This window comes from Bradyrhizobium sp. P5_C11_2, assembly GCF_054049755.1.
Genome location: NZ_JBFULT010000048.1, coordinates 1 through 24,882 on the forward strand (window position 1 = coordinate 1; position 24,882 = coordinate 24,882).

The 24,882-nt window shown below is 65.0% G+C and carries 24 protein-coding genes and 1 tRNA gene; 17 read left to right on the forward strand and 8 right to left on the reverse strand.

Annotated elements, in window-relative coordinates:
• Window positions 1-253: 253 nt before the first annotated feature.
• Window positions 254-330 (reverse strand) — tRNA-Met (locus tag ACXJL8_RS07790).
• 356 nt (window positions 331-686) lie between these two features.
• Here ACXJL8_RS07790 and ACXJL8_RS07795 point away from each other — a divergent pair.
• The gene (locus ACXJL8_RS07795; protein ID WP_456684829.1) at window positions 687-2,120 is read left to right on the forward strand and encodes a coniferyl aldehyde dehydrogenase; all 1,434 of its coding nucleotides are present in this window, start codon (window positions 687-689) and stop codon (window positions 2,118-2,120) included.
• 97 nt (window positions 2,121-2,217) lie between these two features.
• Window positions 2,218-3,816, forward strand: coding sequence for a GMC family oxidoreductase (locus tag ACXJL8_RS07800; RefSeq protein WP_456623509.1), 1,599 nt, complete (start codon window positions 2,218-2,220; stop codon window positions 3,814-3,816).
• 181 nt (window positions 3,817-3,997) lie between these two features.
• Here ACXJL8_RS07800 and ACXJL8_RS07805 read toward each other — a convergent pair whose 3' ends face one another.
• Window positions 3,998-4,759 (reverse strand): SDR family oxidoreductase, encoded by a 762-nt coding sequence (locus ACXJL8_RS07805; protein WP_456623510.1) that lies wholly within the window; start codon window positions 4,757-4,759, stop codon window positions 3,998-4,000.
• 118 nt (window positions 4,760-4,877) lie between these two features.
• Here ACXJL8_RS07805 and ACXJL8_RS07810 point away from each other — a divergent pair, with 118 nt between their 5' ends.
• Together ACXJL8_RS07810 and ACXJL8_RS07815 are read left to right on the forward strand one after the other, a co-directional pair.
• A complete protein-coding gene (locus tag ACXJL8_RS07810; RefSeq protein ID WP_456623511.1) occupies window positions 4,878-5,390 on the forward strand; it encodes a CvpA family protein in 513 nt (170 codons plus the stop codon).
• A 128-nt stretch (window positions 5,391-5,518) separates the two neighbouring features.
• The gene (locus tag ACXJL8_RS07815) at window positions 5,519-6,301 is read left to right on the forward strand and encodes an SDR family oxidoreductase (RefSeq protein ID WP_456623512.1); all 783 of its coding nucleotides are present in this window, start codon (window positions 5,519-5,521) and stop codon (window positions 6,299-6,301) included.
• A 156-nt stretch (window positions 6,302-6,457) separates the two neighbouring features.
• Here ACXJL8_RS07815 and ACXJL8_RS07820 read toward each other — a convergent pair whose 3' ends face one another.
• Window positions 6,458-6,934 (reverse strand): DUF3775 domain-containing protein, encoded by a 477-nt coding sequence (locus tag ACXJL8_RS07820; protein WP_456623513.1) that lies wholly within the window; start codon window positions 6,932-6,934, stop codon window positions 6,458-6,460.
• Between the two features lie 266 nt (window positions 6,935-7,200).
• On the opposite strand from ACXJL8_RS07820, the gene ACXJL8_RS07825 reads away from it, so the two are divergent.
• From ACXJL8_RS07825 to ACXJL8_RS07860, 8 genes are all read left to right on the forward strand, one after another.
• A complete protein-coding gene (locus ACXJL8_RS07825) occupies window positions 7,201-8,052 on the forward strand; it encodes an MBL fold metallo-hydrolase (protein ID WP_456684830.1) in 852 nt (283 codons plus the stop codon).
• A 211-nt stretch (window positions 8,053-8,263) separates the two neighbouring features.
• Complete coding sequence (locus ACXJL8_RS07830; RefSeq protein ID WP_456623515.1) at window positions 8,264-9,106, forward strand: fumarylacetoacetate hydrolase family protein; 843 nt, start codon at window positions 8,264-8,266, stop codon at window positions 9,104-9,106.
• A 114-nt stretch (window positions 9,107-9,220) separates the two neighbouring features.
• Window positions 9,221-9,832 carry a glutathione S-transferase family protein gene (locus tag ACXJL8_RS07835; protein ID WP_456623516.1) on the forward strand — a complete coding sequence of 204 codons (612 nt, stop codon included), beginning with the start codon at window positions 9,221-9,223 and terminating at the stop codon, window positions 9,830-9,832.
• A gap of 16 nt (window positions 9,833-9,848) precedes the next feature.
• On the forward strand, window positions 9,849-10,715 hold the full coding sequence (locus tag ACXJL8_RS07840; RefSeq protein WP_456623517.1) for an MBL fold metallo-hydrolase: 867 nt from the start codon (window positions 9,849-9,851) through the stop codon (window positions 10,713-10,715).
• A gap of 129 nt (window positions 10,716-10,844) precedes the next feature.
• Window positions 10,845-11,993, forward strand: coding sequence for an alpha/beta hydrolase (locus ACXJL8_RS07845; RefSeq protein ID WP_456623518.1), 1,149 nt, complete (start codon window positions 10,845-10,847; stop codon window positions 11,991-11,993).
• A 66-nt stretch (window positions 11,994-12,059) separates the two neighbouring features.
• On the forward strand, window positions 12,060-13,031 hold the full coding sequence (mbfA, locus tag ACXJL8_RS07850; protein WP_456684831.1) for an iron exporter MbfA: 972 nt from the start codon (window positions 12,060-12,062) through the stop codon (window positions 13,029-13,031).
• Window positions 13,032-13,335: 304 nt separating this feature from the next.
• Entirely contained in the window at window positions 13,336-14,808 is a 1,473-nt protein-coding gene (locus ACXJL8_RS07855; protein WP_456623520.1) for an amidase, read from the forward strand.
• Window positions 14,809-14,954: 146 nt separating this feature from the next.
• Window positions 14,955-15,308 (forward strand): nuclear transport factor 2 family protein, encoded by a 354-nt coding sequence (locus tag ACXJL8_RS07860; RefSeq protein ID WP_456623521.1) that lies wholly within the window; start codon window positions 14,955-14,957, stop codon window positions 15,306-15,308.
• Between the two features lie 81 nt (window positions 15,309-15,389).
• Here the strand turns inward: ACXJL8_RS07860 and ACXJL8_RS07865 are convergent, their stop codons facing one another.
• A complete protein-coding gene (locus tag ACXJL8_RS07865; RefSeq protein ID WP_135175574.1) occupies window positions 15,390-16,478 on the reverse strand; it encodes a Zn-dependent alcohol dehydrogenase in 1,089 nt (362 codons plus the stop codon).
• Window positions 16,479-16,523: 45 nt separating this feature from the next.
• Window positions 16,524-18,308, reverse strand: a complete 1,785-nt coding sequence (locus ACXJL8_RS07870) for an acyl-CoA dehydrogenase family protein (RefSeq protein ID WP_456623522.1) — start codon at window positions 18,306-18,308, stop codon at window positions 16,524-16,526.
• A 244-nt stretch (window positions 18,309-18,552) separates the two neighbouring features.
• On the opposite strand from ACXJL8_RS07870, the gene ACXJL8_RS07875 reads away from it, so the two are divergent.
• On the forward strand, window positions 18,553-19,254 hold the full coding sequence (locus ACXJL8_RS07875) for an SDR family NAD(P)-dependent oxidoreductase (RefSeq protein WP_456623523.1): 702 nt from the start codon (window positions 18,553-18,555) through the stop codon (window positions 19,252-19,254).
• 112 nt (window positions 19,255-19,366) lie between these two features.
• Complete coding sequence (locus ACXJL8_RS07880; protein ID WP_456623524.1) at window positions 19,367-20,197, forward strand: enoyl-CoA hydratase; 831 nt, start codon at window positions 19,367-19,369, stop codon at window positions 20,195-20,197.
• 45 nt (window positions 20,198-20,242) lie between these two features.
• Here ACXJL8_RS07880 and ACXJL8_RS07885 read toward each other — a convergent pair whose 3' ends face one another.
• Window positions 20,243-20,848 (reverse strand): hypothetical protein, encoded by a 606-nt coding sequence (locus ACXJL8_RS07885; protein ID WP_456684832.1) that lies wholly within the window; start codon window positions 20,846-20,848, stop codon window positions 20,243-20,245.
• A gap of 219 nt (window positions 20,849-21,067) precedes the next feature.
• Here ACXJL8_RS07885 and ACXJL8_RS07890 point away from each other — a divergent pair, with 219 nt between their 5' ends.
• A complete protein-coding gene (locus tag ACXJL8_RS07890; protein WP_456623526.1) occupies window positions 21,068-21,238 on the forward strand; it encodes an RNA polymerase sigma factor region1.1 domain-containing protein in 171 nt (56 codons plus the stop codon).
• Window positions 21,239-21,379: 141 nt separating this feature from the next.
• Here the strand turns inward: ACXJL8_RS07890 and ACXJL8_RS07895 are convergent, their stop codons facing one another.
• Both ACXJL8_RS07895 and ACXJL8_RS07900 read right to left on the reverse strand, forming a co-directional pair.
• Entirely contained in the window at window positions 21,380-22,003 is a 624-nt protein-coding gene (locus tag ACXJL8_RS07895) for an N-acetyltransferase family protein (RefSeq protein WP_456623527.1), read from the reverse strand.
• Between the two features lie 69 nt (window positions 22,004-22,072).
• Window positions 22,073-22,276, reverse strand: coding sequence for a DUF1127 domain-containing protein (locus tag ACXJL8_RS07900; RefSeq protein ID WP_456623528.1), 204 nt, complete (start codon window positions 22,274-22,276; stop codon window positions 22,073-22,075).
• A 110-nt stretch (window positions 22,277-22,386) separates the two neighbouring features.
• On the opposite strand from ACXJL8_RS07900, the gene ACXJL8_RS07905 reads away from it, so the two are divergent.
• Window positions 22,387-23,286 carry a transcriptional regulator GcvA gene (locus tag ACXJL8_RS07905; RefSeq protein ID WP_456623529.1) on the forward strand — a complete coding sequence of 300 codons (900 nt, stop codon included), beginning with the start codon at window positions 22,387-22,389 and terminating at the stop codon, window positions 23,284-23,286.
• Between the two features lie 143 nt (window positions 23,287-23,429).
• A complete protein-coding gene (gene tcuC / locus ACXJL8_RS07910; protein WP_456684833.1) occupies window positions 23,430-24,776 on the forward strand; it encodes a tricarballylate/proton symporter TcuC in 1,347 nt (448 codons plus the stop codon).
• Window positions 24,777-24,882 lie beyond the last annotated feature (106 nt).

A 24,882-nucleotide genomic window follows, 5' to 3' on the forward strand; every position in this document is an offset into this window, starting at 1 on the left:
CTATTCCCCCGACCGATTCGGCGAACGCCTATGGTACACGCGACTAGCGGTTGTCCCTCGGGATGTTCACTAGTTTGCCCATGGTGCCCATCATGCGCCTAAGAAGAAATTGTAGCGGACAGTATGCGTTTGTAGAAAACGCTGTAACCATATGAAAAGACTGTGCTTTGGGTGGCAAGGCCTGGGAACAGCCTGCAATGCAACGAAAAGCCCGCCAGAGGCGGGCTGATCGTTTGATAATGCTATCAAATCTTGGTTGCGGGGATAGGATTTGAACCTATGACCTTCAGGTTATGAGCCTGACGAGCTACCGGGCTGCTCCACCCCGCGTTAAACCGTTGCGCGCCTTCGTGAAAATGCCGGGGACGATGAGGTAAGGCCGGCGCTGTTCGCGTGGCTTGCTCGTCCGTCCCAAAGGCTTCCTTGGAAGGCAACCCCGGGGCAAAGCCCGTTGGGTGCGGGCGGTATGTACCAACCCGGGCTGCCTTTGGAAAGGGCTGCGGGGACGTTTTTTTCGACTTTATGACAGGGCGATGGACCGAATTCCGGCCGGTTTGGCGCGCTCTTGCCAGAAGTTCCGCAAAGGGCCAGCTTGCGGCAACAAAGCGAAGGGAAATGCCATGTCAGGGGAGAACGGCCTGGACCGCTTCTCGGACCGATTCCTGGACCGCGCCTTGGACCGCCCCTTGGATCGATCCCCGGCGAGCGCCGCGCAGCTGGCCCTGGAGGATTCCTTTCGTGCCATGGTCGCGCGGTCGCGGGCCGAGCCGGCGCCGACTCTCGCCGAGCGGCTCGACCGGCTGGCGCGCCTGCGCGCCATCGTCGCCGACAATGAGGAGCGCTTCCGGCAGGCGATCTCGGCCGATTTCGGCCACCGCTCGGCGGTCGAGACCACCATCGCCGAGACCATGCTGCTGTTCTCCGAGATCCGGCACGCCAGCAAACATCTGAAGAGCTGGATGGCGCCGCAGCGGGTGGCGACCGCGCTGCAATTCCTGCCCGCGCGCAACCGGCTGATGCCGCAGCCGCTCGGCGTCGTCGGCATCATCGCGCCCTGGAATTATCCGCTCCAGCTCACGCTCGCGCCCGCGATCGGCRCCATCGCCGCCGGCAACCGCATCATCATCAAGCCGAGCGAACTCGTGCCGCACTTCTCGGCGTTGCTGAAGCAGGCCATCGCCGAGAGGTTCGATGCCAGCGAACTGCTGGTCACCGGCGTCGAGGACGAGATCGCAAAGGCTTTCGCGAGCCTGCCGTTCGATCATCTGGTGTTCACCGGCTCGACCCGGGTCGGCCGGCTGGTCGCGGAGGCGGCGGGGCGCAATTTGACGCCGGTGACGCTCGAGCTCGGCGGCAAGTCGCCGGCGATCATCGACGCCTCCGCCGATCTCGAAGAGGCGGCCGAGCGCATCGCCTACGGCAAGCTGCTCAATGCCGGGCAGACCTGCATCGCGCCGGATTATGTGCTGGTGCCGGAGCGCTCGTTGCAGGCCTTCGCCGAGAAGGTGCGCGCGCAGATGCGGCGCATGTTCGGCACCGATCCCGCCAACAAGGACTACACCTCGGTGATCTCCGACCGGCACTACGCGCGGCTCGAAGGTCTCGTCGCGGACGCCGCAGAGCGCGGCGCAAAGATCCTGCAACCGGCAAGGCCCGACGACCCGAACTGGAAGGCGCACCGCAAATTCCCGCCGACGCTGATCGTCGGCGCGACCGAAGCCATGGCGGTGATGCAGGAGGAGATCTTCGGCCCCGTGCTGCCGGTGCTGGGCTATCGCGATCCGGCTGACGCGATCGCCTTCGTCAACGCCCGCGACCGGCCGCTGGCGCTGTACTGGTTCGGCAAGGACCGAACCGCGCGCGACGAGGTGCTGTCGCGCACCGTCTCCGGCGGCGTCACCGTCAACGACTGCCTGTTCCACTTCACGCAAATCAACCAGCCGATGGGCGGCGTCGGCGCATCCGGCACCGGCGCCTATCACGGCGAATGGGGCTTTCGCACGTTCAGCAAGCTGAAGCCGGTGTTCTACCGCTCGAAATTCAACCGCCTCGCCGACCTCTATCCGCCCTATGGCGGCAAGATCGCGCGGCTCGAGAAGCTGATGCGGTTCATGTCGTAGGGGTGGTCGTTCCGGGGCGCGAAGCGAACCGGGAGCCTCGAGATTCCGGGTTCGCGCTGCGCGCGCCCCGGAATGACAATAACGGGGGAAAACAACATTGACGGACACATTCGACTTCGTCGTCGTGGGCGCGGGCTCTGGCGGCTGCACCGTCGCGGGCCGGCTGTCGGAGGATGCGGCGACATCGGTGGCGCTGCTCGATGCGGGTGGACGGAACGACAATTGGCGGATCACCACGCCATTCGGACTCGCTTTGCCTTACAGCGCGGCCAACTGGGCTTTCGATACCGTGCCGCAGAAGGGATTGAACGGCCGTATCGGCTATCAGCCGCGCGGCAAGGGCCTCGGCGGCTCCTCGGCGATCAACGCCATGGTCTATATCCGCGGCCATCGCGCCGACTACGACCACTGGGCCTCGCTCGGCAATGCCGGCTGGTCGTACACCGACGTGCTGCCCTACTTCAAGCGCTCGGAGAACAACACCGATTTCGACGGCGCGTATCATGGCAAGGGCGGCCCGCTGCATGTCAACAGACTGCGCTCGGACAATCCGATCCATGACGTCTTCCACCAGGCCGCGCGCGAGGCGCAGTTCCGCATTCGCGAGGACTTCAATGAAGAGGACCATGAAGGGCTCGGCAGCTACCAGGTGACGCAGCACAATGGCGAGCGCTGGAGCGCGGCGCGCGCCTATGTGGATCCCCACATGGGCAAGCGGGCGAACCTGCGCGTCGAGACGGGCGCGCATGCCACGCGCATTTTGTTCGAGGGCAAGCGCGCGGTCGGCATCGAATATGTGCAGGGCAAGCAGAAGAAGCAGCTGCGCGCCCGCCGCGAGGTGATCCTCGCCTCCGGCGCCTTCCAGTCACCGCAGTTGCTGATGCTGTCGGGCGTCGGCGACGGCGATGCGCTTGCCGCGCACGGCATCGGCGTCGTGCATCATTTGCCCGGCGTCGGGCGCAATCTGCAGGACCATCCGGACTTCGTGTTCGTCTACGCTTCCGACTATCCGCACTTCGTTCATTCATCGCTCGGCCGGCTGCCATCCCTGCTGCGCGCCATCCAGCGCTACCGCCGCGAGCGGCGCGGCCTGATGACCACCAATTTCGCCGAGTGTGGCGGCTTCCTGAAGACGCAGGCCCACCTCGACGTGCCCGACATCCAGCTCCACTTCGTCATCGCGATGCTCGACGACCACGGCCGCAAGAAGCATAAGGAAGCGGGCTTCTCATGCCATGTCTGCCTGTTGCGACCGAAGAGCCGCGGCAGCGTCTGGCTGAAGAGCGCCGATCCGCTCGCTGCCCCCATGATCGATCCGAACTTCTTGGGCGAGGCGGAGGATCTCGAGACGATGGTCGCGGGTTTCAAGACCACGCGACGGCTGATGGAGACGCCGGCGCTGCGGGCGTTGCAGAAGAAGGACATGTTCACGTCCGATGTGAGAACGGACGACGACATCCGCGCCATCCTGCGTGATCGCGTCGACACCGTCTATCACCCCGTCGGCACCTGCAAGATGGGCACGGACGCGATGGCCGTGGTCGATCCGGCGTTGAAGGTGCACGGCATGGACCGCCTGCGCGTCGTCGACGCCTCGATCATGCCGACGCTGATCGGCGGCAACACCAATGCGCCGACCATCATGATCGGGGAGAAGGCGGCGGATATGATAGGTGCGGAGATGCGGGCGAGTTAGGCGCCGGTCCCTCAACGGGGTCGTCCCGGCGAAGGCCGGGACCCATAACCACAGGGAGAAGTTGTGGTACGAGGCTGGCAACCACGAGTCTTCGCCAAACGCGATCCTGTGGTTATGGGTCCCGGCCTTCGCCGGGACGACGTTGGGGGGAAAGTTCGCTTTCCGACTACGACGGCGGTGGTTAGTTCAACAAGAACCCGCCATCCACCGTCACCACGCTCCCCGTCATGTACCGCGACGCCTTTGAGGCCAGCAGCAGGATGGCGCCGTCGAGATCGGACTCGGCGCCGACGCGGCGCTGGGGGATGCGTTTTGCCAATCGCTCGCCTGCTGGCGTCGACCAGAACGCGTGGTTCATCTCGGTGTCGATATAGCCGGGCGCCAGCGCGTTGATGCGGATGTTCTGCCCCGCGAGTTCCAGCGCCATCGCCTTGGTCGCCTGGATGATGCCGGCCTTGGAGATCGCGTAAGGCGACACCGCCTTCAACACGCCGGTGCCGAGCACGGAAGCGATGTTGACGATGTTGCCGTCCTGCTTGCGCGCGATCATGCGGCGGGCGATCTCGGTCGCCAGGAAATAGGCGCCCTTGAGATTGGCGCCGATCACCGCGTCCCAGTCCGCCTCGGTCTGCTCGGTCGCGAGCTTTTCGACGGCGATGCCGGCATTGTTGATCAGCACCGTGATCGGACCGAGCGCGGCTTCCGCGGCGTCGACGGCCTTGGCGATCGAGGCGGTGTCGGTGACGTCGAGCGCGACCGCGGCGGCGCGCCCGCCCCTGCCGCGGATTTCCAGTTCCAGATTCTTCAATTTGTCCGTTTGCCGTGCCGCGAGCGCGACCGCTGCGCCATGCGCCGCCAAAACCCGGGCAAATTGCCGCCCCAGCCCCTGGCTCGCGCCGGTGACGAGGATGGTTTCTTTACTGACGTCGAATAGGTCTGACATGACGCTTTCCCTGGACGTGTTCCCGCGCTTTTGGAGCCCATCAATACAGACGATTTTAGCGGTCTGAAACCGGAATGATCGGTCGGGCGTTCATTCGTTCCATGGCAGGGCTCTCGCAATGAACAGTTTCGATCTCGCGGTCTATGCGGCGCTCGCGGTCGCGGTCGGGTTCGGTTTCCGGACCGGCCTGCTCCGCAGCGCCATGACCATCCTCGCCTATCTCATCGCCGCGCCGATCGCGATCGCGCTGATGCCGCTGATTGCGCCGCAGCTCGCAGCCAATCCGAACGCGCCGCTGCTGCAGAACTGGATCTGGTTCTTCGGCATCTTCGTGGTCGTCGGCATGTTGTTCGGACATATCGGCCGCGTCGCGCTGAACGACACCATCGGCGAGGCCGGCATCGGTGACCGCCTCGGCGGCGCCGCGCTCGGCGCCATCAGGGTCGGCCTCGTCGCCACCACGCTGGTGCTGGTGTTCGACCAGATCGTGCCGACGAACCGCCAGCCGCCTTTCCTTGCCGGCTCACATCTGCGGCCGCTGTTCTCGGCGGTCGGCCAGATGGGCTTCAAGTCGCTGCCGCCGGAGGCCGCGTCCGCGATCGACCGCATCAAGCAGGAGCGGCGCATCTGATCAGGCGCATTTGCATCGCAGCGCAAGCGCGCATGCATTTTGATGCGAGCCCGTCCCTTATCAGCGCCACCACGATTGGCTAGAGTGGCGCCGTCTTAAAACCTGCCTGACATTACGGGAGTGAAACAGTGGATCTTGGGATCAAAGGTCGCCGCGCCATCGTCTGCGCATCCAGCAAGGGCCTCGGCCGCGCCTGCGCCATCTCGCTTGCAGATGCAGGCGTTCATGTCACCTTGACCGCGCGCGGCGCCGAGGCCCTGAAGAAGACGGCCGACGAGATCCGGAAGGCCTATCCGGGCGTGACGGTGACCGAGATCGTCGGTGACATCACGACGCCGGCGGGCCGCGAGGCCGTGCTGAAGGCCTGCCCCGAGCCGGACATCCTGATCAACAATGCCGGCGGCCCGCCGCCCGGCGATTTCCGCAACTGGACCCGCGACGACTGGATCAAGGCGATCGACGCCAACATGCTGACCCCGATCGAGCTGATCAAGGCGACCGTCGACGGCATGATGGCGCGCAAGTTCGGCCGCATCGTCAACATCACCTCGGCCGCGGTGAAGGCGCCGATCGACATCCTCGGCCTCTCCAACGGCGCGCGCGCCGGCCTCACCGGCTTCATCGCCGGCCTGTCGCGCAAGACCGTGATCAACAACGTCACCATCAACGGCCTGCTGCCGGGCCCGTTCGAGACCGACCGTCTGACCGGCACCGCCAAGGCCGAGGCCGACAAGCGCGGCACAACGCCCGAGCAGATCCTGGCCGAGCGCGCCAAGCTCAACCCCGCCGGCCGCTTCGGCCAGCCCGACGAGTTCGGCTATGCCTGCGCTTTCCTGTGCGGCGCCAAGGCCGGCTTCATCACGGGACAGAACATCCTGCTCGACGGCGGCGCCTTCCCGGGCACGCTGTAGCCACGATCGCAGATGCACTCCCTCGCCCCGTTCTTACGGGGACAGGGTCGGGGTGAGGGGCCGTTTCGGCAAAGACAGTGGCAATCGGACTCGCGGAGACTCCCCCTCACCCGGCGCTTCGCGACCTCTCCCCGCAAGCGGGGCGAGGTAAGCCCCTCACCGCTGCTTCGTCGGCTCATCCTCATCCCGCTCGCTGGGATCGGAGGAATCGGCGGTGAGCCGCTCGTCGGTCCAGTCGATGCCGAACGCCGCGAGCCCGTCTGCCAGCAGATCGCCCAGCATCGGCTCTCCGAGCAGATAGTGCACCGTTTCCCGGCGGGCGCTGCGATACTCGGCCCGCGCCTCCACGGCGCGGGCGCGCAAATCGTCCCAATCATCGATCGTGCCGTCGCCGCGTCCGAGCCAGGTCAGCGCGACGAGGTCGAGCTGCTCGTCCTCGTTCAGGGCGATGATGAAGCTTCCCAGCTCGTTGGCGACCGGGTCGGAGCCATCATCCTCCAACACATCGACCGCATCGTCATCGGTCGGGTTCGAGCCGGAGTCCGGATCGACATCCGCCTCCTTGACGTCGAATTCGCGCGCCTTCTCGATGATGAAGGCCACCTTCTCGGCGGAAATTGCGAGCTCTGGCATGGCTTCCCTTTCGGCGTGTCTTTTAGAGTGTCTCTCGGAGTGTTTTGGGTTCCCGCGATAACGCCGCATCGCGCCAGATGATCCATTGCGCTGGATGGCGGAAACCCGCATGTTTCGGCGCCAAAGCGTCCTCTCTCGTCATTCCGGGGCGCGACGTAGTCGCGAACCCGGAATCTCACACAACGATCTCGAGATTCCGGGTTCGATGCTTGCGCATCGCCCCGGAATGACCGCGAGGCGCAAAGCAAGAACATGGGATACGCCGCATGCGGTGGACGATCGGCAGGGTCGAGATCACCAGGGTCGTGGAATTGGAGACGGTCGGCTCGACCCGCTTCATCCTGCCGCAGGCGAGCAACGACGCGATTCAGAAGCTGCCCTGGCTGATCCCGCATTTTGCGACCAGGGAAGGCCGGCTGAAAATGTCGATCCATTCGCTGCTGGTGAAGCCCCCTGGCCGGCGCATCGTGGTCGACACCGGGCTGGGCAACGACAAGCAGGGCCGCAACATCCCGATCTGGAATAACCGCACCACGCCGTTCCCTGAGATGATGACGGCCGCGGGTTTTGCCCCCGACAGCGTCGACACCGTGCTGTGCACGCATCTCCATGTCGACCATGTCGGCTGGAATACCAGGCTCGTCGACGGCCAATGGGTGCCGACCTTCCCCAACGCGCGCTATGTGTTCGGCAGGACCGAATACGAGCACTGGCGCGACCATTCGACCGAGCCGGACAAGCAGGCCGTGTTCGACGATTCCGTGAAGCCGGTCGTCGATGCCGGCCGCGCCGACCTGATCCCCAGCGACCACCGGCTGTGCGAGGAGATCAGCTTGATCCCGACCCCGGGCCACAGCCCTGGCCATATCAGCGTCCTGATCCAGTCGGACGGCGAACAGGCGCTGCTCACCGGCGACGTTGCCCATCACCCCTGCCAGATGRCGCATCTCGACTGGTCCTCGACGGTGGATTCCGACCAGGCGCAATCGGCCGCGACGCGGCGCGAATTGTTCGCCCGCTTTGCCGACACGCCGACACTGGTGATCGGCGGCCATTTTTCCGCCGGGCATATCAGGCGGGATGGGGATGCGTTCAGGTTTGTGGCGTTGCAATCGTAGGGTGAATGAGCGAAGCGTAATCCACCATCGTCTGCCTCGCGGAAGCAAAAGAGGTGGGTTACGCCTTTGGACTGCGCGTCGCGCATCCGAGGGCTAACCCACCCTACGAAGGAAGGGCTGCAATGCGCCCCTGTTTGAGCGGTTGAATTTCCCGCCGCCCTGTTCCATGAAGCTATTCAACCGATCGGTCCATCTCCAGGGAGAAACGAGAATGAAGCTTGTTCGTTACGGCGAAAAGGGTGCGGAAAAGCCCGGCCTGATCGACAAATCCGGCCAGTTGCGCGACCTGTCGGCGCATGTGAAGGACCTGACCGGCGAGGCCTATTCGCCTGACTCGCTGAAGAAGCTGGCGGCCCTCGACCCCGCCTCCCTGCCGGCCGTCTCCGGCAAGCCGCGGTTCGGCGCGCCCGTCACCGGCATCTCGAAATTCGTCGCCATCGGCCTCAACTACAGCGACCACGCCAAGGAAACGGGCGCCGCGATCCCGACCGAGCCGATCATCTTCATGAAGGCGAACACCTCGCTGTCCGGCCCGAACGACGCGGTCGAGAAGCCGCGCGGCTCGACCAAGCTCGACTGGGAGGTCGAGATCGCCGCGATCATCGGCACCCGCGCCAAATACATCTCGGAAGCTGACGCCCTGAACTACGTCGCCGGCTATTGCGTCTGCAACGACGTCTCCGAGCGCAACTTCCAGACCGAGCGCCTGGGTCAGTGGACCAAGGGCAAGTCGCACGACACCTTTGGCCCGGTCGGGCCCTGGCTCGCGACCAAGGACGAGATCAAGGACGTGCAGAACCTGTCGATGTGGCTCGACGTCAACGGCCAGCGCCGCCAGACCGGCTCGACCAAGACCATGATCTTCTCGATGGCGAAGTGCATCTCCTATGTCTCGCAGTTCATGACGCTGCTGCCGGGCGACATCATCACCACGGGCACGCCGCCCGGCGTCGGCCTCGGCATGAAGCCGCCGACCTTCCTCAATGTCGGCGACGTCGTCACCCTCGGCATCGAAGGCCTCGGCGAGCAGCGCCAGGAGATCATCGCGGCGTAAGCCGCAACCGCACCCTTTGTCATTCCGGGATGGCGCGTGAGCGCCAGACCCGGAATCTCGAGATTCCGGGTTCGATGCTTCGCATCGCCCCGGAATGACAGCAAGGACCCAGCAATGAAACTCTCCTTCTCCGCCGCCTCGCCCTTCGCCCGCAAGGTGCGCATCGCCGCGATCGAGCTCGGGCTGATCGACAAGATCGAGCTGACGCCCGCAACCGTCGCGCCGGGCACGGCCAATGAGGACTATTCGCGCATCACGCCGCTGAAGAAGCTGCCGGTGCTGATCACCAATGACGGCGACGTGATCCTGGATTCCTACGTCATCGTCGAATATCTCAACGAACTGGCAGGCGGCAGCCTGATCCCGGATTACGGTCCGCAGCGCTGGAAGGCCAAGACCAACCACTCGCTGATCAACGGCATGCTCGATTCCATGCTGCTGTGCCGCTACGAGAAGATGGTGCGGCCGCAGGGCCTGCAATGGCAGGCGTGGTCGGACGACCACTGGAACCGGGCCTGGACCGGCATGGCGCGCTTCGAGAACATGCCGGATGTGCTGGACGGGCCGTTCGACATCTCGCAGATCGGCCTCGTCTGCGTGCTCGGCTATGCCGACTTCCGCTTCGCCGATTGCGGCTGGCGCAAGGCCTATCCGAAGCTCGACGCCTTCCACCAGAAGATGCTGGAGCGGCCCTCGGTGAAAATCTCGGTGCCGCCGGCGGCGTAACGCGCGGAGTGTTGTCATGAGTCTGAAGTTCTCGGTCGGCGATCTCACCATCCATCGCGTCATCGAGCAGGAGACAACCTTCCTGCCGGCGCTGGAGCTCTTGCCCGGCCTGACGCCGGAGGTGCTGGCCGAGAACCGCGCCTGGATGCGCCAGGCGAAGGCGCTGGACGAGCAGGATGTCCTGATCCTGTGCTTCCAATCCTATGTGATCAAGACGCCGCACCATACCATCCTGGTCGACAGCTGCATCGGCAATGACAAGCCGCGGCCGCGGCCGAAGTGGAACATGAAGACCGACGACACCTATCTGCGCGGGCTGGCCGGCGCCGGCTTCTCCGTTGACGACATCGACTTCGTGATGTGCACGCATCTGCATGTCGATCACGTCGGCTGGAATACGCGGCTGGAGAACGGCCGCTGGGTGCCGACCTTCCCCAAGGCGCGCTACGTCTTCGCCAAGCAGGAGTTCGACCATTGGTCGGCTCAGAACGCGAAGGCGGCGGTGCCGCCCTTCGTGGACAGCGTCTTGCCGGTGGTTGAAGCGAAGCGTCACGAGATCGTCGGCAATGATCACCAGATCGGCGATCACGTCCGCATCCTGCCGACGCCGGGCCACACCCCCGGCCACGTCGCCTTCACTTTCGGCCGCGGCAAGGATGACGCCGTGTTCTCCGGCGATCTCATGCATTCGCCGATCCAGACGCTCTATCCGGAGATGTCGGTGAAGTTCGACACCGACCCGGCGCAGGCGGCCTCCACGCGCCGCAGCTTCCTCGAGCGCTATTGCGACACCGACACGCTGTGCTGCACGGCGCATTTCCCGTCACCGTCGGTGGGGAAGATCAAACGCAAGGGCAGCGGGTTCGTCTGCGCGGCGGTGTAGCGCGCCGCAATCGTAGGGTGGGCAAAGCGAAGCGTGCCCACCATGCCAGACGCGTTAAAGAATGGTGGGCACGGCGCGCGAAGCGCGCGCCTTTGCCCACCCTACGATTCCACCCGAGTGGAGAAAACGATGACAACGCTCCCCGACATCCCCCTGCCCGCCGGAATTCGCTCGCGCTATGTCGATGGCATCAACGGCTTGCGCATGCATGTGCTTGAGGCCGGCTTCGAGACCAAGGGCCGGCCCTGCATCCTGTTGCTGCACGGCTTTCCGGAGCTCGCCTTCTCCTGGCGCAAGGTAATGCCGGTGCTGGCCGCCGCCGGCTATCACGTGATCGCACCGGACCAGCGCGGCTACGGCCGGACCACGGGATGGAGCGCGGATTACGATGGCGATCTCGCGCCGTTCCGATTCTTCAACCTGGTCCGCGATGCGCTCGGGCTGGTGTCGGCGTTCGGCTACCGGCAGGTCGACGTGGTCGGACACGATTTCGGCAGCCCGGTCGCAGCCTGGTGCGCGCTGATGCGGCCGGATGTGTTCCGCTCGGTGGTGATGATGAGCGCGCCGTTCGGCGGAGCGCCGCGCCTGCCCTTCGACACCGCGGACGCGGCGGCGAAGCCGCAGGACGTCGATCCCGTGCATCGCGGACTCGCGGCCCTGCCGCGCCCGCGAAAGCACTACCAATGGTACTACTCGACGCGCCCGGCCAATGCCGACATGCAGCGCGCGCCGCAGGGCGTGCATGATTTCCTGCGCGCCTACTACCATCACAAGAGCGCGGATTGGGCCGACAACAAGCCCACTCCGCTTGAATCATGGTCGGCGCGCGAGCTGGCAAAATTGCCGACTTACTATGTGATGGACGCTGGCGAGACGATGGCGGAGACGGTGGCGAAGGAGATGCCGTCGCCGGCCGCCATCGCCGCCAATCAATGGCTGCCCGACGACGAGCTCGCCTATTACAGCGCCGAATATGGCCGCACCGGATTCCAGGGCGGCCTGCAATGGTATCGCTGCGGCACCTCGGGCGATTTCAACGCCGAGCTTCAGCTGTTCAGCGGCCGGACCATCGACGTGCCCTCCTGCTTCATCGCCGGCAGGCAGGACTGGGGCATCTATCAGCGCCCCGGCGTGCTCGAAGCCATGCAGGCCAGCGCCTGCACCAACATGATCGGCTGCCATCTCGTCGACGGCGCCGGCCATTGGGTGCAGCAGGAACAGCCGGCCGAGGTCAGCCGGTTGCTGCTCGACTTCCTCGCCAAGGCCAGCACCGGCTGATTTGACCCGGGAACCCCAGCGCTCTATATAATTTAGAACCATTCTAAATTATAGACAAGGGCCGTCGTGAAGAATTTTGCCGATCTGACCGAGCGCGAGGTGCTGGCGGTCGCGATTTCCTCGGAGGAGGAGGACAGCCGCATCTACATGTCCTTCGCCGAGGACCTGAAGGAGCGTTATCCCGACTCAGCCAAGATCTTCGAGCAGATGGCCGAGGAAGAGCGCGGACATCGCCACATGCTGCTGGAATTGTACGAGCAGCGCTTCGGTCCACATCTGCCCCCAATCCGCCGCGAGGACGTCAAGGGCTTCCTGCGCCGCCGCCCGGTCTGGCTCACCAAGAACCTGCCGCTCGACACCATCCGCAGGGAGGTCGAGACCATGGAAATGCAGGCCGAGCGCTTCTACGTGAAGGCCGCCGAACAGGCGCAGGATGTCGGGGTGCGCCGTTTGCTCGGCGATCTCGCCGAAGCCGAGAAAGGCCACGAAGAGACCGCCGCGAAGCTGACGGACCAGATCCTGAGCTCCGACGTGCGCGCCGAGGAAGACCGCACCAACCGCCGCATGTTCGTGCTGCAATATGTGCAGCCGGGCCTCGCCGGCCTGATGGACGGATCGGTCTCGACTTTGGCGCCGCTGTTCGCGGCCGCCTTCGCCACGCATCAGAACTGGCAAGCGTTCCTGGTCGGCCTCGCCGCCTCGATCGGCRCCGGCATCAGCATGGGATTCGCCGAAGCGCTGTCCGACGACGGCTCGCTCACCGGCCGCGGTTCGCCCTGGCTGCGTGGTCTCACCTGCGGCCTGATGACAACGCTCGGCGGGCTCGGTCACACCGCGCCCTATCTGGTGCCCGACAGCTGGCCCAACGCGTTCTGGATCGCAACCGCGATCGCCGGCGTCGTCGTGTTCTTCGAATTGTGGGCGATCGCCTTCATCCGCTCGCGCTACATGGACACGCCGTTCCTCCAGGCGGTTTTCCAGATCGTGCTCGGCGGCGCCATCGTGCTGGCGGTGGGGATATTGATCGGGGCGGCGTAGCCTCGCCCTCCATACCTCTGCTGTCGTCCCGGCGAAGGCCGGGACCCATAACCACGGGAAGTAATTTGGCGAAGATCCTCAGTTACTTCGTGCGACAGCAACTCGCACCGCGCACTCTCGATGGATCACGCGGTATGGGTCCCGGCCTTCGCCGGGACGACAGTGGAATTCGTGGCGCCCCTATCGCGCCCATTGTCCTCCTTTTCGCTCGGACCCACCCACATAGCAATCGCCATCAAACGGCGGTTGCAGCGTTCGGCCAAACTGCGCATCATCATCCAACAACCAGAGCGGGAGAAGCGCCGTGGCCAAATCCGAATGGAGTTTCAAGAGCGCGGTCGAGCTGTCGGCGGCACTGACCGCGAAGAAGGTCTCCGCGGTCGAGCTCGCGCAAGACGCGATCGACCGCATCGAACGGCACGACGGCAAGGTCAATGCGATCTGCGTGCGGGATTTCGATCGCGCGCTCGATGCGGCGCGCGCTGCCGACGCGGCACTTGCTCGCGGCGAGAGCAGGCCGCTGCTCGGCTTGCCCTCGATGATCAAGGAATCTTTCAACATCGTCGGCCTGCCTACGACTTGGGGATTCGTGCCGCAGAAGGATTTCAAGCCGGCGGAGGATGCGCTGGCGGTCGCACGCATCAAACAGGCCGGCGGYGTGATCCTCGGCAAGACCAATGTGCCGGTGGGTCTTGCCGACTGGCAGAGCTACAACGACATCTACGGCACCACGAACAACCCCTATGATCTCGGCCGCACACCGGGTGGATCATCCGGGGGATCGTCGGCCGCCCTTGCCGCGGGCTATTGCGCGCTCGCCACCGGCTCCGACATCGGCGGCTCCCTGCGCGTGCCGGCATTTCACTGTGGCATCTTCGCTCACAAGCCGACCCTCAATCTCTGCGCGGCGCGCGGCGAAACCCCGCCGCCGTTTCCGGCCATTCCGCGCGAAGGCGACCTCGCCGTCATCGGTCCGATGGCGCGCACGGCAGCGGATCTTTCCTTGCTGCTCGACGTCATGGCCGGACCGGATCCGCTCGATGCCGGCGTCGCCTACAAACTCGATTTGCCTGTCGCGCGGCATCAGTCGCTGCGCGATTTTCGTGTCCTGGTGATCGAGAGCCATCCGCTGCTGCCGACTGACCGGGACGTGCGCGGCGCGATCGACAAGCTCGCCACCGACCTCACGAAGGCCGGCGTGACGGTTGCGCGCGAGAGCGCGCTGCTTCCGGACTTCGCGGAGACGTCGCGGCTTTACATGCGCATGCTGCTGGGCTTCCTCGGCGCGTTCTTCCTGCCCGACGAGCTGGCGGATTCGCAAGCCCGAGCGAGCCAACTGTCGCCGGATGACCGGAGCCTCGGCGCGGAGCGACTGCGCGGCATTACTGCAAGCCACCGCGCCTGGGTGCTCGACGCCGGCGCCCGCGCCGTCCTGCGGGCGCGATGGCGCGCGCTGTTCAAGCACTTCGACGCGGTGATCTGCCCGATCATGCCGACGCCAGCCTTTCCGCATGATCATTCGCCGGAACAGCGCCTGCGACGTATCAGCATCGACGGCAAGGACTACCCCTATTCCGACCAGCTCGCCTGGCCCGGCATTGCGACGCTTCCCGGCCTGCCTTCCACGGCCATTCCGCTCGGGCTATCCGGGGCAGGCCTGCCGGTCGGTGTGCAGATCGTCGGCCCGTTCCTCGAGGACCGCACCCCGCTCAAGCTCGCCGAGCTGATCGAGCGCGAGTTCGGCGGCTTCACACCGCCGCCTTTGTTTGATGATTAGTCAGACCTCATCCTGGGCAGACCGCGCAGCGGTCGTCTCGAAGGATGGCCGCGCGCCAAGTCCGGACGCCAAGTCCGGGCCTTCATGGTCCGAGACGGCGCTGACGCGCCTGCTCACCATGAGGAGCAACAAGGGAGAAAAACGCCATGAGCCAGGACATGGAAGAGCTCGCCGCACTCAACCGCGACTATGTCGCCTCCGTGCAGAACTGCGACGTCAGGCGTTTCGACGAGATCCTGGCGCCGGAGTTCTATTGCTCCAATCCCGACAAGACGTTGGTCGACCGTGCTGCCTTCCTGGCGCAGACGGCACGGCCGATCGCGATCCGGAACTTGCGGGAGCACGACGTCATCATCCGCCTCATGGGCGACTTCGCCATCATCCACGCGGCGACAAGCTACACCACGGGAGACGGTCAGCAGGCCTCAGGCCGTTATACCGATTGCTGGGCGAAGAAGAACGGCAAGTGGCTCGCGGTGTCGGCGCACGTGTCGCGCTAAGTCGTCATTGCCGGGCTTGACCCGGCAATCCATCGCTCGAGAAGATGGATGCGCGGGTCAAGCCCGCGCATGACGAGCTGACTAACTATCGAACACGATCACGCTRCGCAGCGTCTTGCCGGCTTTCATGTTGGCAAAGCCTTCGTTGATCTCGGACAGCTTCAGCTTCGCCGAGATCCAGTCTTCCAGGTGCAGCCGGCCGCGCAGGTAGAAATCGACCAGCCTCGGCATGTCGACGCGGAAATGGTTGGAGCCCATCGACGAACCCTGGATCCGGCGCTCGCGCAAAAAGTCGAAACCGTGCAGCTCGATCTTCTGGCCGAACGGGATCATGCCGACGATGGTGGCGGTGCCGCCGGAAGCGAGCATGCCGAAGGCCTGTTCCGCGGTCTCCTTGCGGCCGAGCACCTCGAAGGAATGATGCACGCCGCCATTGGTGAGGTCGCGGACCTGCTTCACCACGTCGCCGTCGGCGGGGTTGATGATGTCGGTCGCGCCCAGCTTGGTCGCGAGCTGGAGTTTTGCGGGATTGGTGTCGATGGCGATGATGCGGCCGGCGCCCGCGATCTGCGCGCCGTTGATCGCGGCCATGCCGACGCCGCCACAGCCGATCACGGCCACGGTCTCGCCGGCCGTCACCTTCGCCGTGTTCACCACCGCGCCATAGCCGGTGATGACGCCGCAGCCGATCAGCGCGGCGAGATCGAGCGGCATCTCCTTCCGGATTTTGACGATGGCGTTCTCGTGCACCAGCATCTGCTCGGCGAACGACGAAAGATTGAGAAACTGGTGCAGCTTCTCGGAGCGCGACCATTGCATGCGGTCGGAGACGCCCGGCAGCAGCTTCACCGTGGTATCGGTGCAGAGCACGGTACGGCCGGTGGTGCAGTTGTCGCAGGTGCCGCAGAACACCGACAGGCAGGTGACGACGTGGTCGCCCGGCTTCACGTAGGTGACGTCGGAGCCGACCTGCTCGACCACGCCGGCGGATTCATGCCCGAGCACCGCGGGCAGCGGATGCGGATAGAGGCCTTCCATGAAGTGCAGGTCGGAGTGGCAGAGGCCGGCGACCGATGTGCGGATCAAAACCTCGCGCGGGCCCGGCTTCGGCAGGCTGACATCCTCGATGACCAGCGGTTTGTTGACTTCATAGAGGACGGCGGCCTTCATCGAGCACTCCCTATCGCTTTTTTTGGTTTGAGCGTGGCGTGCAGCCTACGCTGCCAGAACCAGTTCGCCAACCTCGCTCATGGCTGCATCGCGATCGCCGAGCAGCAGCGCGGCGATCTTCGCTTGGACGGCATTTTCCGTCAGCCGGAACGGATCGCTCGGCGACACGCGATGGTCGATCACGAGGCGCGAGAGCAGCAGCCGGCGCGCATCGCCGCGCATGGCGTGGATGCGATGCGATTCCCAGGCGAGCGCGACGGCGCTTGCGACATGATAGAGCAGGCTCGTGGCGCGGCGCGCATCGGCTTCGTTGTCGGCCTTGCCCGCGACTTCGCGCGCGAAGCCGATCGCCCGATCGGTGAGGCCGCGCAGGCGGTCGCGCCAGGCCTGCGGGACCGAGGCACTGTCATCGAGCCGGGCATGCAGATCGGCGGCGAGCGCGGCTTCGGCGCCATGGCGGCCGACGGCGCGCCTCAGCGCATCGATCGCGACGATGTTGCCGGTGCCTTCCCAGACCGAGCCGAGATGCGCATCGCGCAGCAGCCGCGCGGTGGCGAATTCCTCGATATAGCCGATGCCGCCGCGCATCTCGAGCGCATCGCCGCAGACTTTTCGCGCATCGCGCGTGGCCCGGAATTTCAGGGTCGGGGTCAGAATGCGCAGCAGTGCCGCCGCATCCTGGCTGCCGGCCTCGGCGCGGTCGAGCGCGTCGGCGGTGAGGAAGCTCATCGACAGCGCCTGCTCGACCGGCAGCATGATCTTCAGCATCTGCCGCCGGCCGAGCGGCAGGTCGATGATGCGGTTGCCGAACACCACGCGGTTCTTCGCGACCGTCATGGCGTCGTGATAGGCGCGGCGCATCAGCGCGGCGGACTTGACGCCGTTGGACAGCCGCGACGAATTCACCATCTCGGCCATCTGCACAAAGCCGCGGTCGAGCTTGCCGACCGCGTACGCAATCGCGCCTTCGAGCTTGATCTCGCCCGAGGCCATCGAACGGGTGCCGAGCTTGTCCTTCAGCCGCACGATCCGGTAGTGGTTCTGCGAGCCGTCGTCGAGGAAGCGCGGCATCAGGAACAGGCCGACGCCGCGCGTGCCGGGGCCGGCGCCTTCGGGGCGCGCCAGCAGCATCACGACTTTCGCATCCGCATTCGAGCAGAACCATTTTTCACCAGTGAGGCGCCAATGGTCGCCCTCCTGCACCGCGCGCGTGGTCAGCGTGCCGACGTCGGAGCCGCCCTCCTTCTCGGTCATGAACTGGCCGCCTTGCGTCAGCTTGCTCATGCCGGTCTGGGTGAGACCATCGAGATATTTTGCCTTCAGCGCCTCGCTGCCGAAACTCGAAAGCAACTTGGCGCAGCCGTCGGTGACGTTGATCGGGCAGCCCATGCCGAATTCGGTCTGGTTGAACAGGAAGGTGAAGGCGTGCTTGGCCACGACGGGATATTTGTCCGGCCAGCCCATGATGCCCTTGCGGATCGAGAGCGCATGGATGCCGAACTCGCCGAACGCCGCCTTCTCCAGCTCGCGATAGGCCGGGTGGTATTCGATCCACTGCACGTCGCGGCCGAACTTGTCGCGCTGGTGCAGCACCGGCGTGTGCCGGTCGGCGAGCCGCGCGCATTCGTCGAGCGTGCCGCCCGCAAGCTCGCCAAGCCGGTCGAGATGCGGCTCGATGTGGCGGAACAGCGTGTCCGGCAGATGAATGCGCAACAGATCCGTCAACGCCGGATCGGCGCGGTAGAAATTCATGCCTGACGTATCGGGCGCCAGCAGGCCGGATGGCTCGGCCGCGACATTTTTTGGCTGCGCTGGGGCCGGCTGTCGCATGATCGTCCTCTTCGTTTCCGCGCCCTGCGGTCATTTTGCGCCGCTTTAGCGCTTGCCGCTTTGGATGATGTCGATCATGCTCCAGTCGAGGATATGGATAAAGCCGCAAATTGTCAGGGCGGCATGATCGCCGTGAGGGAGCAATTCGCTCTGCGGAATTGTGATCAACTGGGCCGCTACCCGACTGGTCGTTCGCGCGGCCCATGCATAGATCAGCGGCTCCTTATCTCCTGGGAATCACGCCATGGAACACCCGAAATACAAGATCGCGCTCATCGTCGGAGCCGGTGAGGGACTGAGTGCCTCGCTGGCGCGGCTGCTGTCAGCCCAAGGCATTCGCGTGGCGCTGGCCGCGCGCAAGATCGAGAAGCTCGGCGCGCTCTGCAGCGAGACGGGCGCAAAGGCCTATGCCTGCAACGCCACCGACCCTGACGAGGTCGAACGCCTGTTCGGCCTCGTCGAGCGCGAGATCGGCACGCCCGACCTCGTCGTCTACAACGCCAGCGGCCGCACGCGCGGGCCGTTCGTCGACCTGGTCCCGGCCGACGTCGCGCAGGCGATCGCGGTCAGCGCCTTTGGCGGCTTCCTGGTGGCGCAGCAGGCGGCAAAGCGTATGCTGCCGGACAAGCACGGCGCGATCCTGTTCACCGGCGCCTCGGCCAGCGTCAAGGGCTATGCGCAGTCGGCTTCGTTCGCGATGGGCAAGTTCGCCCTGCGCGGCCTGGCGCAGAGCCTGGCGCGCGAACTCTCGCCGCAGGGCATCCACATCGCGCATTTCGTGATCGACGGCGGCATCCGCAGCGCGGCGCGCACGGAAGCAGCCGACAAGCCGGATTCCATGCTCGATCCCGACGCGATCGCGGCGAGTTATTGGAACGTGTTGCAGCAACCGCGCAGCGCCTGGAGCTGGGAGCTGGAGCTGCGGCCCTGGGTGGAGAAGTTTTGAGACAAGCTGCCGTAGGGTGGGCAAAGGCGCGTTGGCGCCGTGCCCACCATCAATGACGAGAAAACAAATGGTGGGCACGCTTCGCTTTGCCCACCCTACAAGGGCGGGAATCATGACCACGGACACCACCATCGACACCGGCACCAATGAGCTGCTCTGCGTCATCCGCGACCGTGTCGCGGTGATCACGCTGAACCGGCCGGAGGCGCGCAACTCGCTGTCGGACACCTTGACGCCGGCGCTGCGGACGATGATCCGCACCTGCGGCGAGGATCCGAATGTCGGCGCGCTGCTGCTCACCGGCGCGGGCGAAGCGTTCTGTGCCGGCGGCAACGTCAAGGGCATGGGCGCGCATCGCGACAAAGCCAAGCTCGATATGTCGTTTGACGACAAGGTCGCCGATCTCCAGGAACGGCAGCGGCTGCTCACCGGCGCGCTGGTGTCGGTGCGCAAGCCGACCATCGCCGCCCTGCCCGGCCCCGCGGTCGGCGCTGGGCTCGCCATCGCCATGGCCTGCGACATCCGCATCGCCGCACAATCGGCCTTCGTCGCCACCGGCTACGCTCGCATCGCGCTCAGCGGCGATTACGGCATCGCCTGGCTGTTGACCCGGCTGGTCGGCACCGCAAGGGCGCGCGAGCTGATGTTCACCGGAGATCGCGTCGATGCCGCGCGCTGCGAGGCGATCGGCCTGGTCAACCGCGTCGTGCCCAACGACAAATTGCAGGCCGAGGCCTTTGCGCTGGCAAAGTCCCTCGCCGAAGGCCCGCGCCTGGCGCTGCGCTACATGAAGGACAATCTCGACGAAGCCATCCAGTTCGACTTCGAAACCGCGCGCGACCACGAGGCCGAGCGGCTGATCCGCCTGACCACGACCGCCGATCACAAGGAGGCCGTGCAGGCGTTCATCGAGAAGCGGAAAGCGGTGTTCACGGGGAAGTAGACGCACTCGAAAATCTTTGTCCGTCACCCTGAGGCGGCCGCTCCTTCAGCGGCTCTCTCGCTTCAGGCGAGCCATTTCGGTGGGATCATTCAATATCTCCACCGCCCGATCGCTCAGTGGGCCACCGTCACACATACCCAACGTGGCGTCGATTCGTCCCCGATAAACGACACGCTTGTCGGGAAACTCCACGGCCTTCGACGAATCAGCGAAATTGTTCGGGTGCGCCCCGACGACAACCATCTTGCCCGTAGGCCATGTCGTCTTCGGTGATGGCTTGCCGATGCAACTAGCATCGCACCACTGTTCGCTGATCACAAAGGCCCTTCGATCCCTGGAAGCCGTAAATAACCCTCCCTTCAGAATTTCAACGTGGTCGAAGACGAGCAGGCTGCTCGGGGTATTCGTCTTGCGAATATCGGAAAGATAGCGCGCTGAAGCGACGCGCCCGCGGAATATGATGGGCGCCTGCTCCAGCCGATAGATGCTAAGGCGATCCTCTTGATCGCGAAGTTGCTGCTCCCGGGCGATCTCATCACTGCCGGCCGGCCGGGACCAAATGTTCGGCGGAAGTGCGCAATCCAGCGCTTCCACTTTTTCCGGCCACGCCAGAACACCAAGCAGCGAGAGAGCAAAAATGGCAACGCGCATATGACAAGCGGCTTCTTTAGTCTCACGGGTAGGATAAATAGGCGCGCCGAGCGGCCCCCTCCGTCAAGCTAGAGGGCGACTGTCCGTTTGACAATCAGTTGATCCGAGGAAGCCGGCGACGTGGCACGAATCCCGGATTGCGCTGCGCTCCATCCGGGTTACGCGGTCCCGACCATCAGATCATTCCATATAGTAGGACCCCATTTTCAGGAGGACGGAATGGATTGGCCTGAGGTGGTGCGACAGGCCGCTCTCCTCGCGGAGAAGACGGGCTACGTCACGTTCCATCAACTGAACGAGTTGATGCCCTCCACCAAGACGGAGCCGGAAGACATCGAAGCCGTGCTCGCGGCTTTAAGCGAGCGGGGTATTCGGATCGAGGAAGAATAGGCCTTGTCGTAGCCCGGATGGAGCGCAGCGAAATCCGGGAAAGCCTGCGATTGCGGCCCGAATCCCGGATTGCGCTGCGCTCCATCCGGGCTACGAAAAAAATGCCCGGCTCTGGATGACCAGGCCGGGCTCGCAGTGGTGTCAGGCCGCGGCTGAGGGGCTATCGGCCTGACGGGAAAGGGCGACGAGACGCCAGCTCGCGCAGGGAATGTCCTTTGGAGCGACGTTGATCTCCTTGTCGAAGCGCACCAGCTTCCAGTCGTCCGGATGGTTGACGAAGGCGAAGCCGGATTTGCGCGCGAGCGAGATCATGGTCTCGTTGGAGCGCAGCGTGTCGCCGAACATGTGCTCGGCACCGAGCGCGGCGGCGCGGCATTCGAGATTCTTCATCAGGGCGGTGGCGATGCCGTGGCCCTGCCAGCGATCGTCGACCGACAGGCCGAACTCCAGCGTCGAGGTCTCGGCATGGAAAGCGTAGCGCGCTTCGGCGACGATGGTCTCGAAGCCGTCGACCATCTTGGTCGCGACGACGGTAAAGCGCTCGCGCGCTCCGACATCGAGGAATTCGCTCAGCAGGCCCTTCGGCAGCTCGCTGATGGCGCCGAAAAAGCGGTTGTAGCGGGAGCGGGTCGTGAGCGAACGGAAATAGTGCTGAAGCTCGTCGGTGTCGCGCGGCTCGACGAAGCGAACGTTGAGCGCCTCACCCTGCCGGGTGCGCAGCGTGTCCGAATATTGCTTCAGGTCTTCCAGACGGAGAGTGCTCATGACACATGACCCGAGGAAAAAGGGACCGCCGGCGCCCCTGTGATCAGGCGGCGCCGGCCTGGCGGCCAATCAGGCCCGCCAGAAGGGTTTGTCGGCCTCATAGGCAATGTCGGTCCAGGACAGGCCGACGTCATGGAGATCGCGGGCGGTCCAGTTGGCGAGCTCGCGGCGGGTCCGGTAGCGCTCATGCCAGACATGGAGGGTCTCACCGATCTGGGAGAGCACGCCGGGCGCATGATGATTTGTCATTGAATTCTGGGTCAAAACAGACATTGTAAGCTCCTGGAGCTAAGTTGGATGCTAATATCTGCCTGGCCCCGCGCTTCGACAAACGACAATTTGTACCCCTTCGCATGAAATAAGCTCATGCATATTGCTGCCAAATGACTGCCAGATTGCCGTCCCTGAACGGGTTGCGGGCGTTCGAGGCGGCCGCGCGCCATCTCAGCTTTACGCTGGCCGCGGCCGAGCTGAACGTGACGCAGACCGCGATCAGCCATCAGATCCGCAGGCTCGAGGAGGAGCTCGGCATCCGCCTGTTCATCCGGCAGAACCGCGCGCTGGCGCTGACGCCGGAGGCGCGCGACTATTTGCCGGGCGTCCGCGCCGCGTTCAACGACCTCAGGCTTGCGACCGACCGCCTGCTGCGCAAGGACGACGACAAGGTGCTGACGGTCTCGACGCTGGCCTCGCTCGCGGCAAAATGGCTGTTGCCGCGGCTGACCGATTTCCAGGAGCAGCACCCCGGCATCGACGTCCGCATCACCACCTCGACCAGCCTGGTCGACTTCCAGCGCGACAACGTCGATGCCGCGATCCGCTACGGCCGCGGCCAGTGGCCGGGCCTGCGCGCCGACTGGCTGATGGCGGACGAGTTGTTTCCGGTGTGCAGCCCCTCGCTGCTGCGCGGCGACAGGCCGCTGCGCCAGCCGGAGGATCTCCGCGGCTATCCGCTGCTGCACACATCGAACGCCAACAGCGACGACTGGCGGCTGTGGCTGACGGCGGCGGGCCTGCCGGCCGATATCGCCAAGCAGCCCGGCATCACCTTCGACATGATCTTCATGACCATCCAGGCCGCGATCGACGGCATCGGCGTGGCGATGGGCCGGACCTCCTACGTCCAGGACGACATCGCCAAGGGCCGGCTCGTGGTCCCCTTCAAGATCGCGCTGCCGGCCGATGCCGGCTTCTACCTGGTCGTGCCGGAGGGCCGCCGCGAGGCGCCGAAGCTCACCGCGTTCCGCGATTGGATGATCGCTGCAACGCAGAATAAAGCCTGAAAAATCATCAGCTTCGCCCGCAAAATCGGTTGACTCCCGGGTCCCCGCGCGAGAGGGGTATGACAGATTGTCGCAGGCACAATTTGTCGCGCACCGCGAATATGAGTTCCGGTCCGGCCACGTCTTGAAGGGGAGCAACGCCAATGGCTGGACCAACAGCAACAACCAATCCGCCCGAGATCAAGTCACGCATCGGCGCGATCCTGCGCGCGACCAGCGGTAATTTCCTCGAGCAGTTCGACTTCTTCCTGTTCGGCTTCTATGCCGCCGCCATCGGCAAGGCGTTCTTCCCGTCCAGCAACGAGACCGCGTCGCTGCTCAACACCTTCGGCGTGTTCTGGCTCGGCGCGTTGATGCGCCCGGTCGGGGCGATCGTGCTCGGCGCCTATATCGACCGCATCGGCCGCCGCCAGGGCCTGATCGTCACGCTAGCCATCATGGCCGCCGGCACCGTGGTGATCGCGTTCTGCCCGAGCTACGCGACCATCGGCATCGCCGCGCCGGTCATCGTGCTGCTCGGCCGCCTGCTGCAGGGCTTCTCCGCCGGCGTCGAGCTTGGCGGCGTGTCGGTCTACCTCGCGGAAATCTCCACGCCCGGCAATCGCGGCTTCTACACCTCGTTCCAGTCCTCCAGCCAGCAGGTCGCGATCTTCGTGGCCTCGATCCTCGGCTACATCCTGTCCGAGGTGATGCCGGCCGACACCGTTGCCGCCTGGGGCTGGCGCATCCCCTTCTTTGTCGGCTGCATGATCATCCCGCTGATCTTCTTCCTGCGGCGGACGCTCGAGGAGACGCCGGCCTTCCTCGCCATGAAGAAGCATCCGACCGCGGACGAGGTGTTCGCCTCCGCGCTCGCCAACTGGCGCATCGTCATCCTCGGCATGATGATCGCGGTCCTGACCACGACGACGTTCTATTTCGTCACCGTCTACACGCCGACCTTCGGCAAGAGCGTGCTGAAGCTGTCGACGCAGGACGCCCTGCTCGTCACCCTGCTGGTGGCGGTGACCAATTTCTTCTGGAATCCGGTCGGCGGCGCGCTGTCCGACCGCATCGGCCGCAAGCCGGTGTTGCTGACCATCGCCGGCCTGGCGCTCGTCACCGCCTATCCGGCGCTGCACTGGCTGGTGGCGGCGCCGACCTTCGGCAAGCTGCTCGCCGTCGAGATGATGTTCTCGTTCTATTTCGGCGTCTACAGCGGCACCATGCTGGGCGCGCTGGTCGAGATCGTGCCGGCGCATGTGCGCACCACCTGCTTCTCGCTCGCCTTCGCGCTCGCGGCCGCGCTGTTCGGCACCTTCACGCCGTTCGCCTCGACCCTGCTGATCGAGCACACCGGCGACAAGGCCTCGCCCGGCTTCTGGCTGATGTTCGCGGCGCTGCTCGGCATCAYCGCGGCCTCCGTCGTCTATCGCGGCGGCGGCAAGGCGGTGCCGACATACGACGCGGTGGCCGAGCCGGTCGGCGGCCACGCCGGACAACAGGCGTAAACGGCCGGCACCGCCGATTTTGGGACAGCTCTTTCGGCGTCCTGAAATCGACGCTCGTAGTCCCGGGTATCGTCCCTCAGAAGGACCGGTGCGCAGGCCCATATCT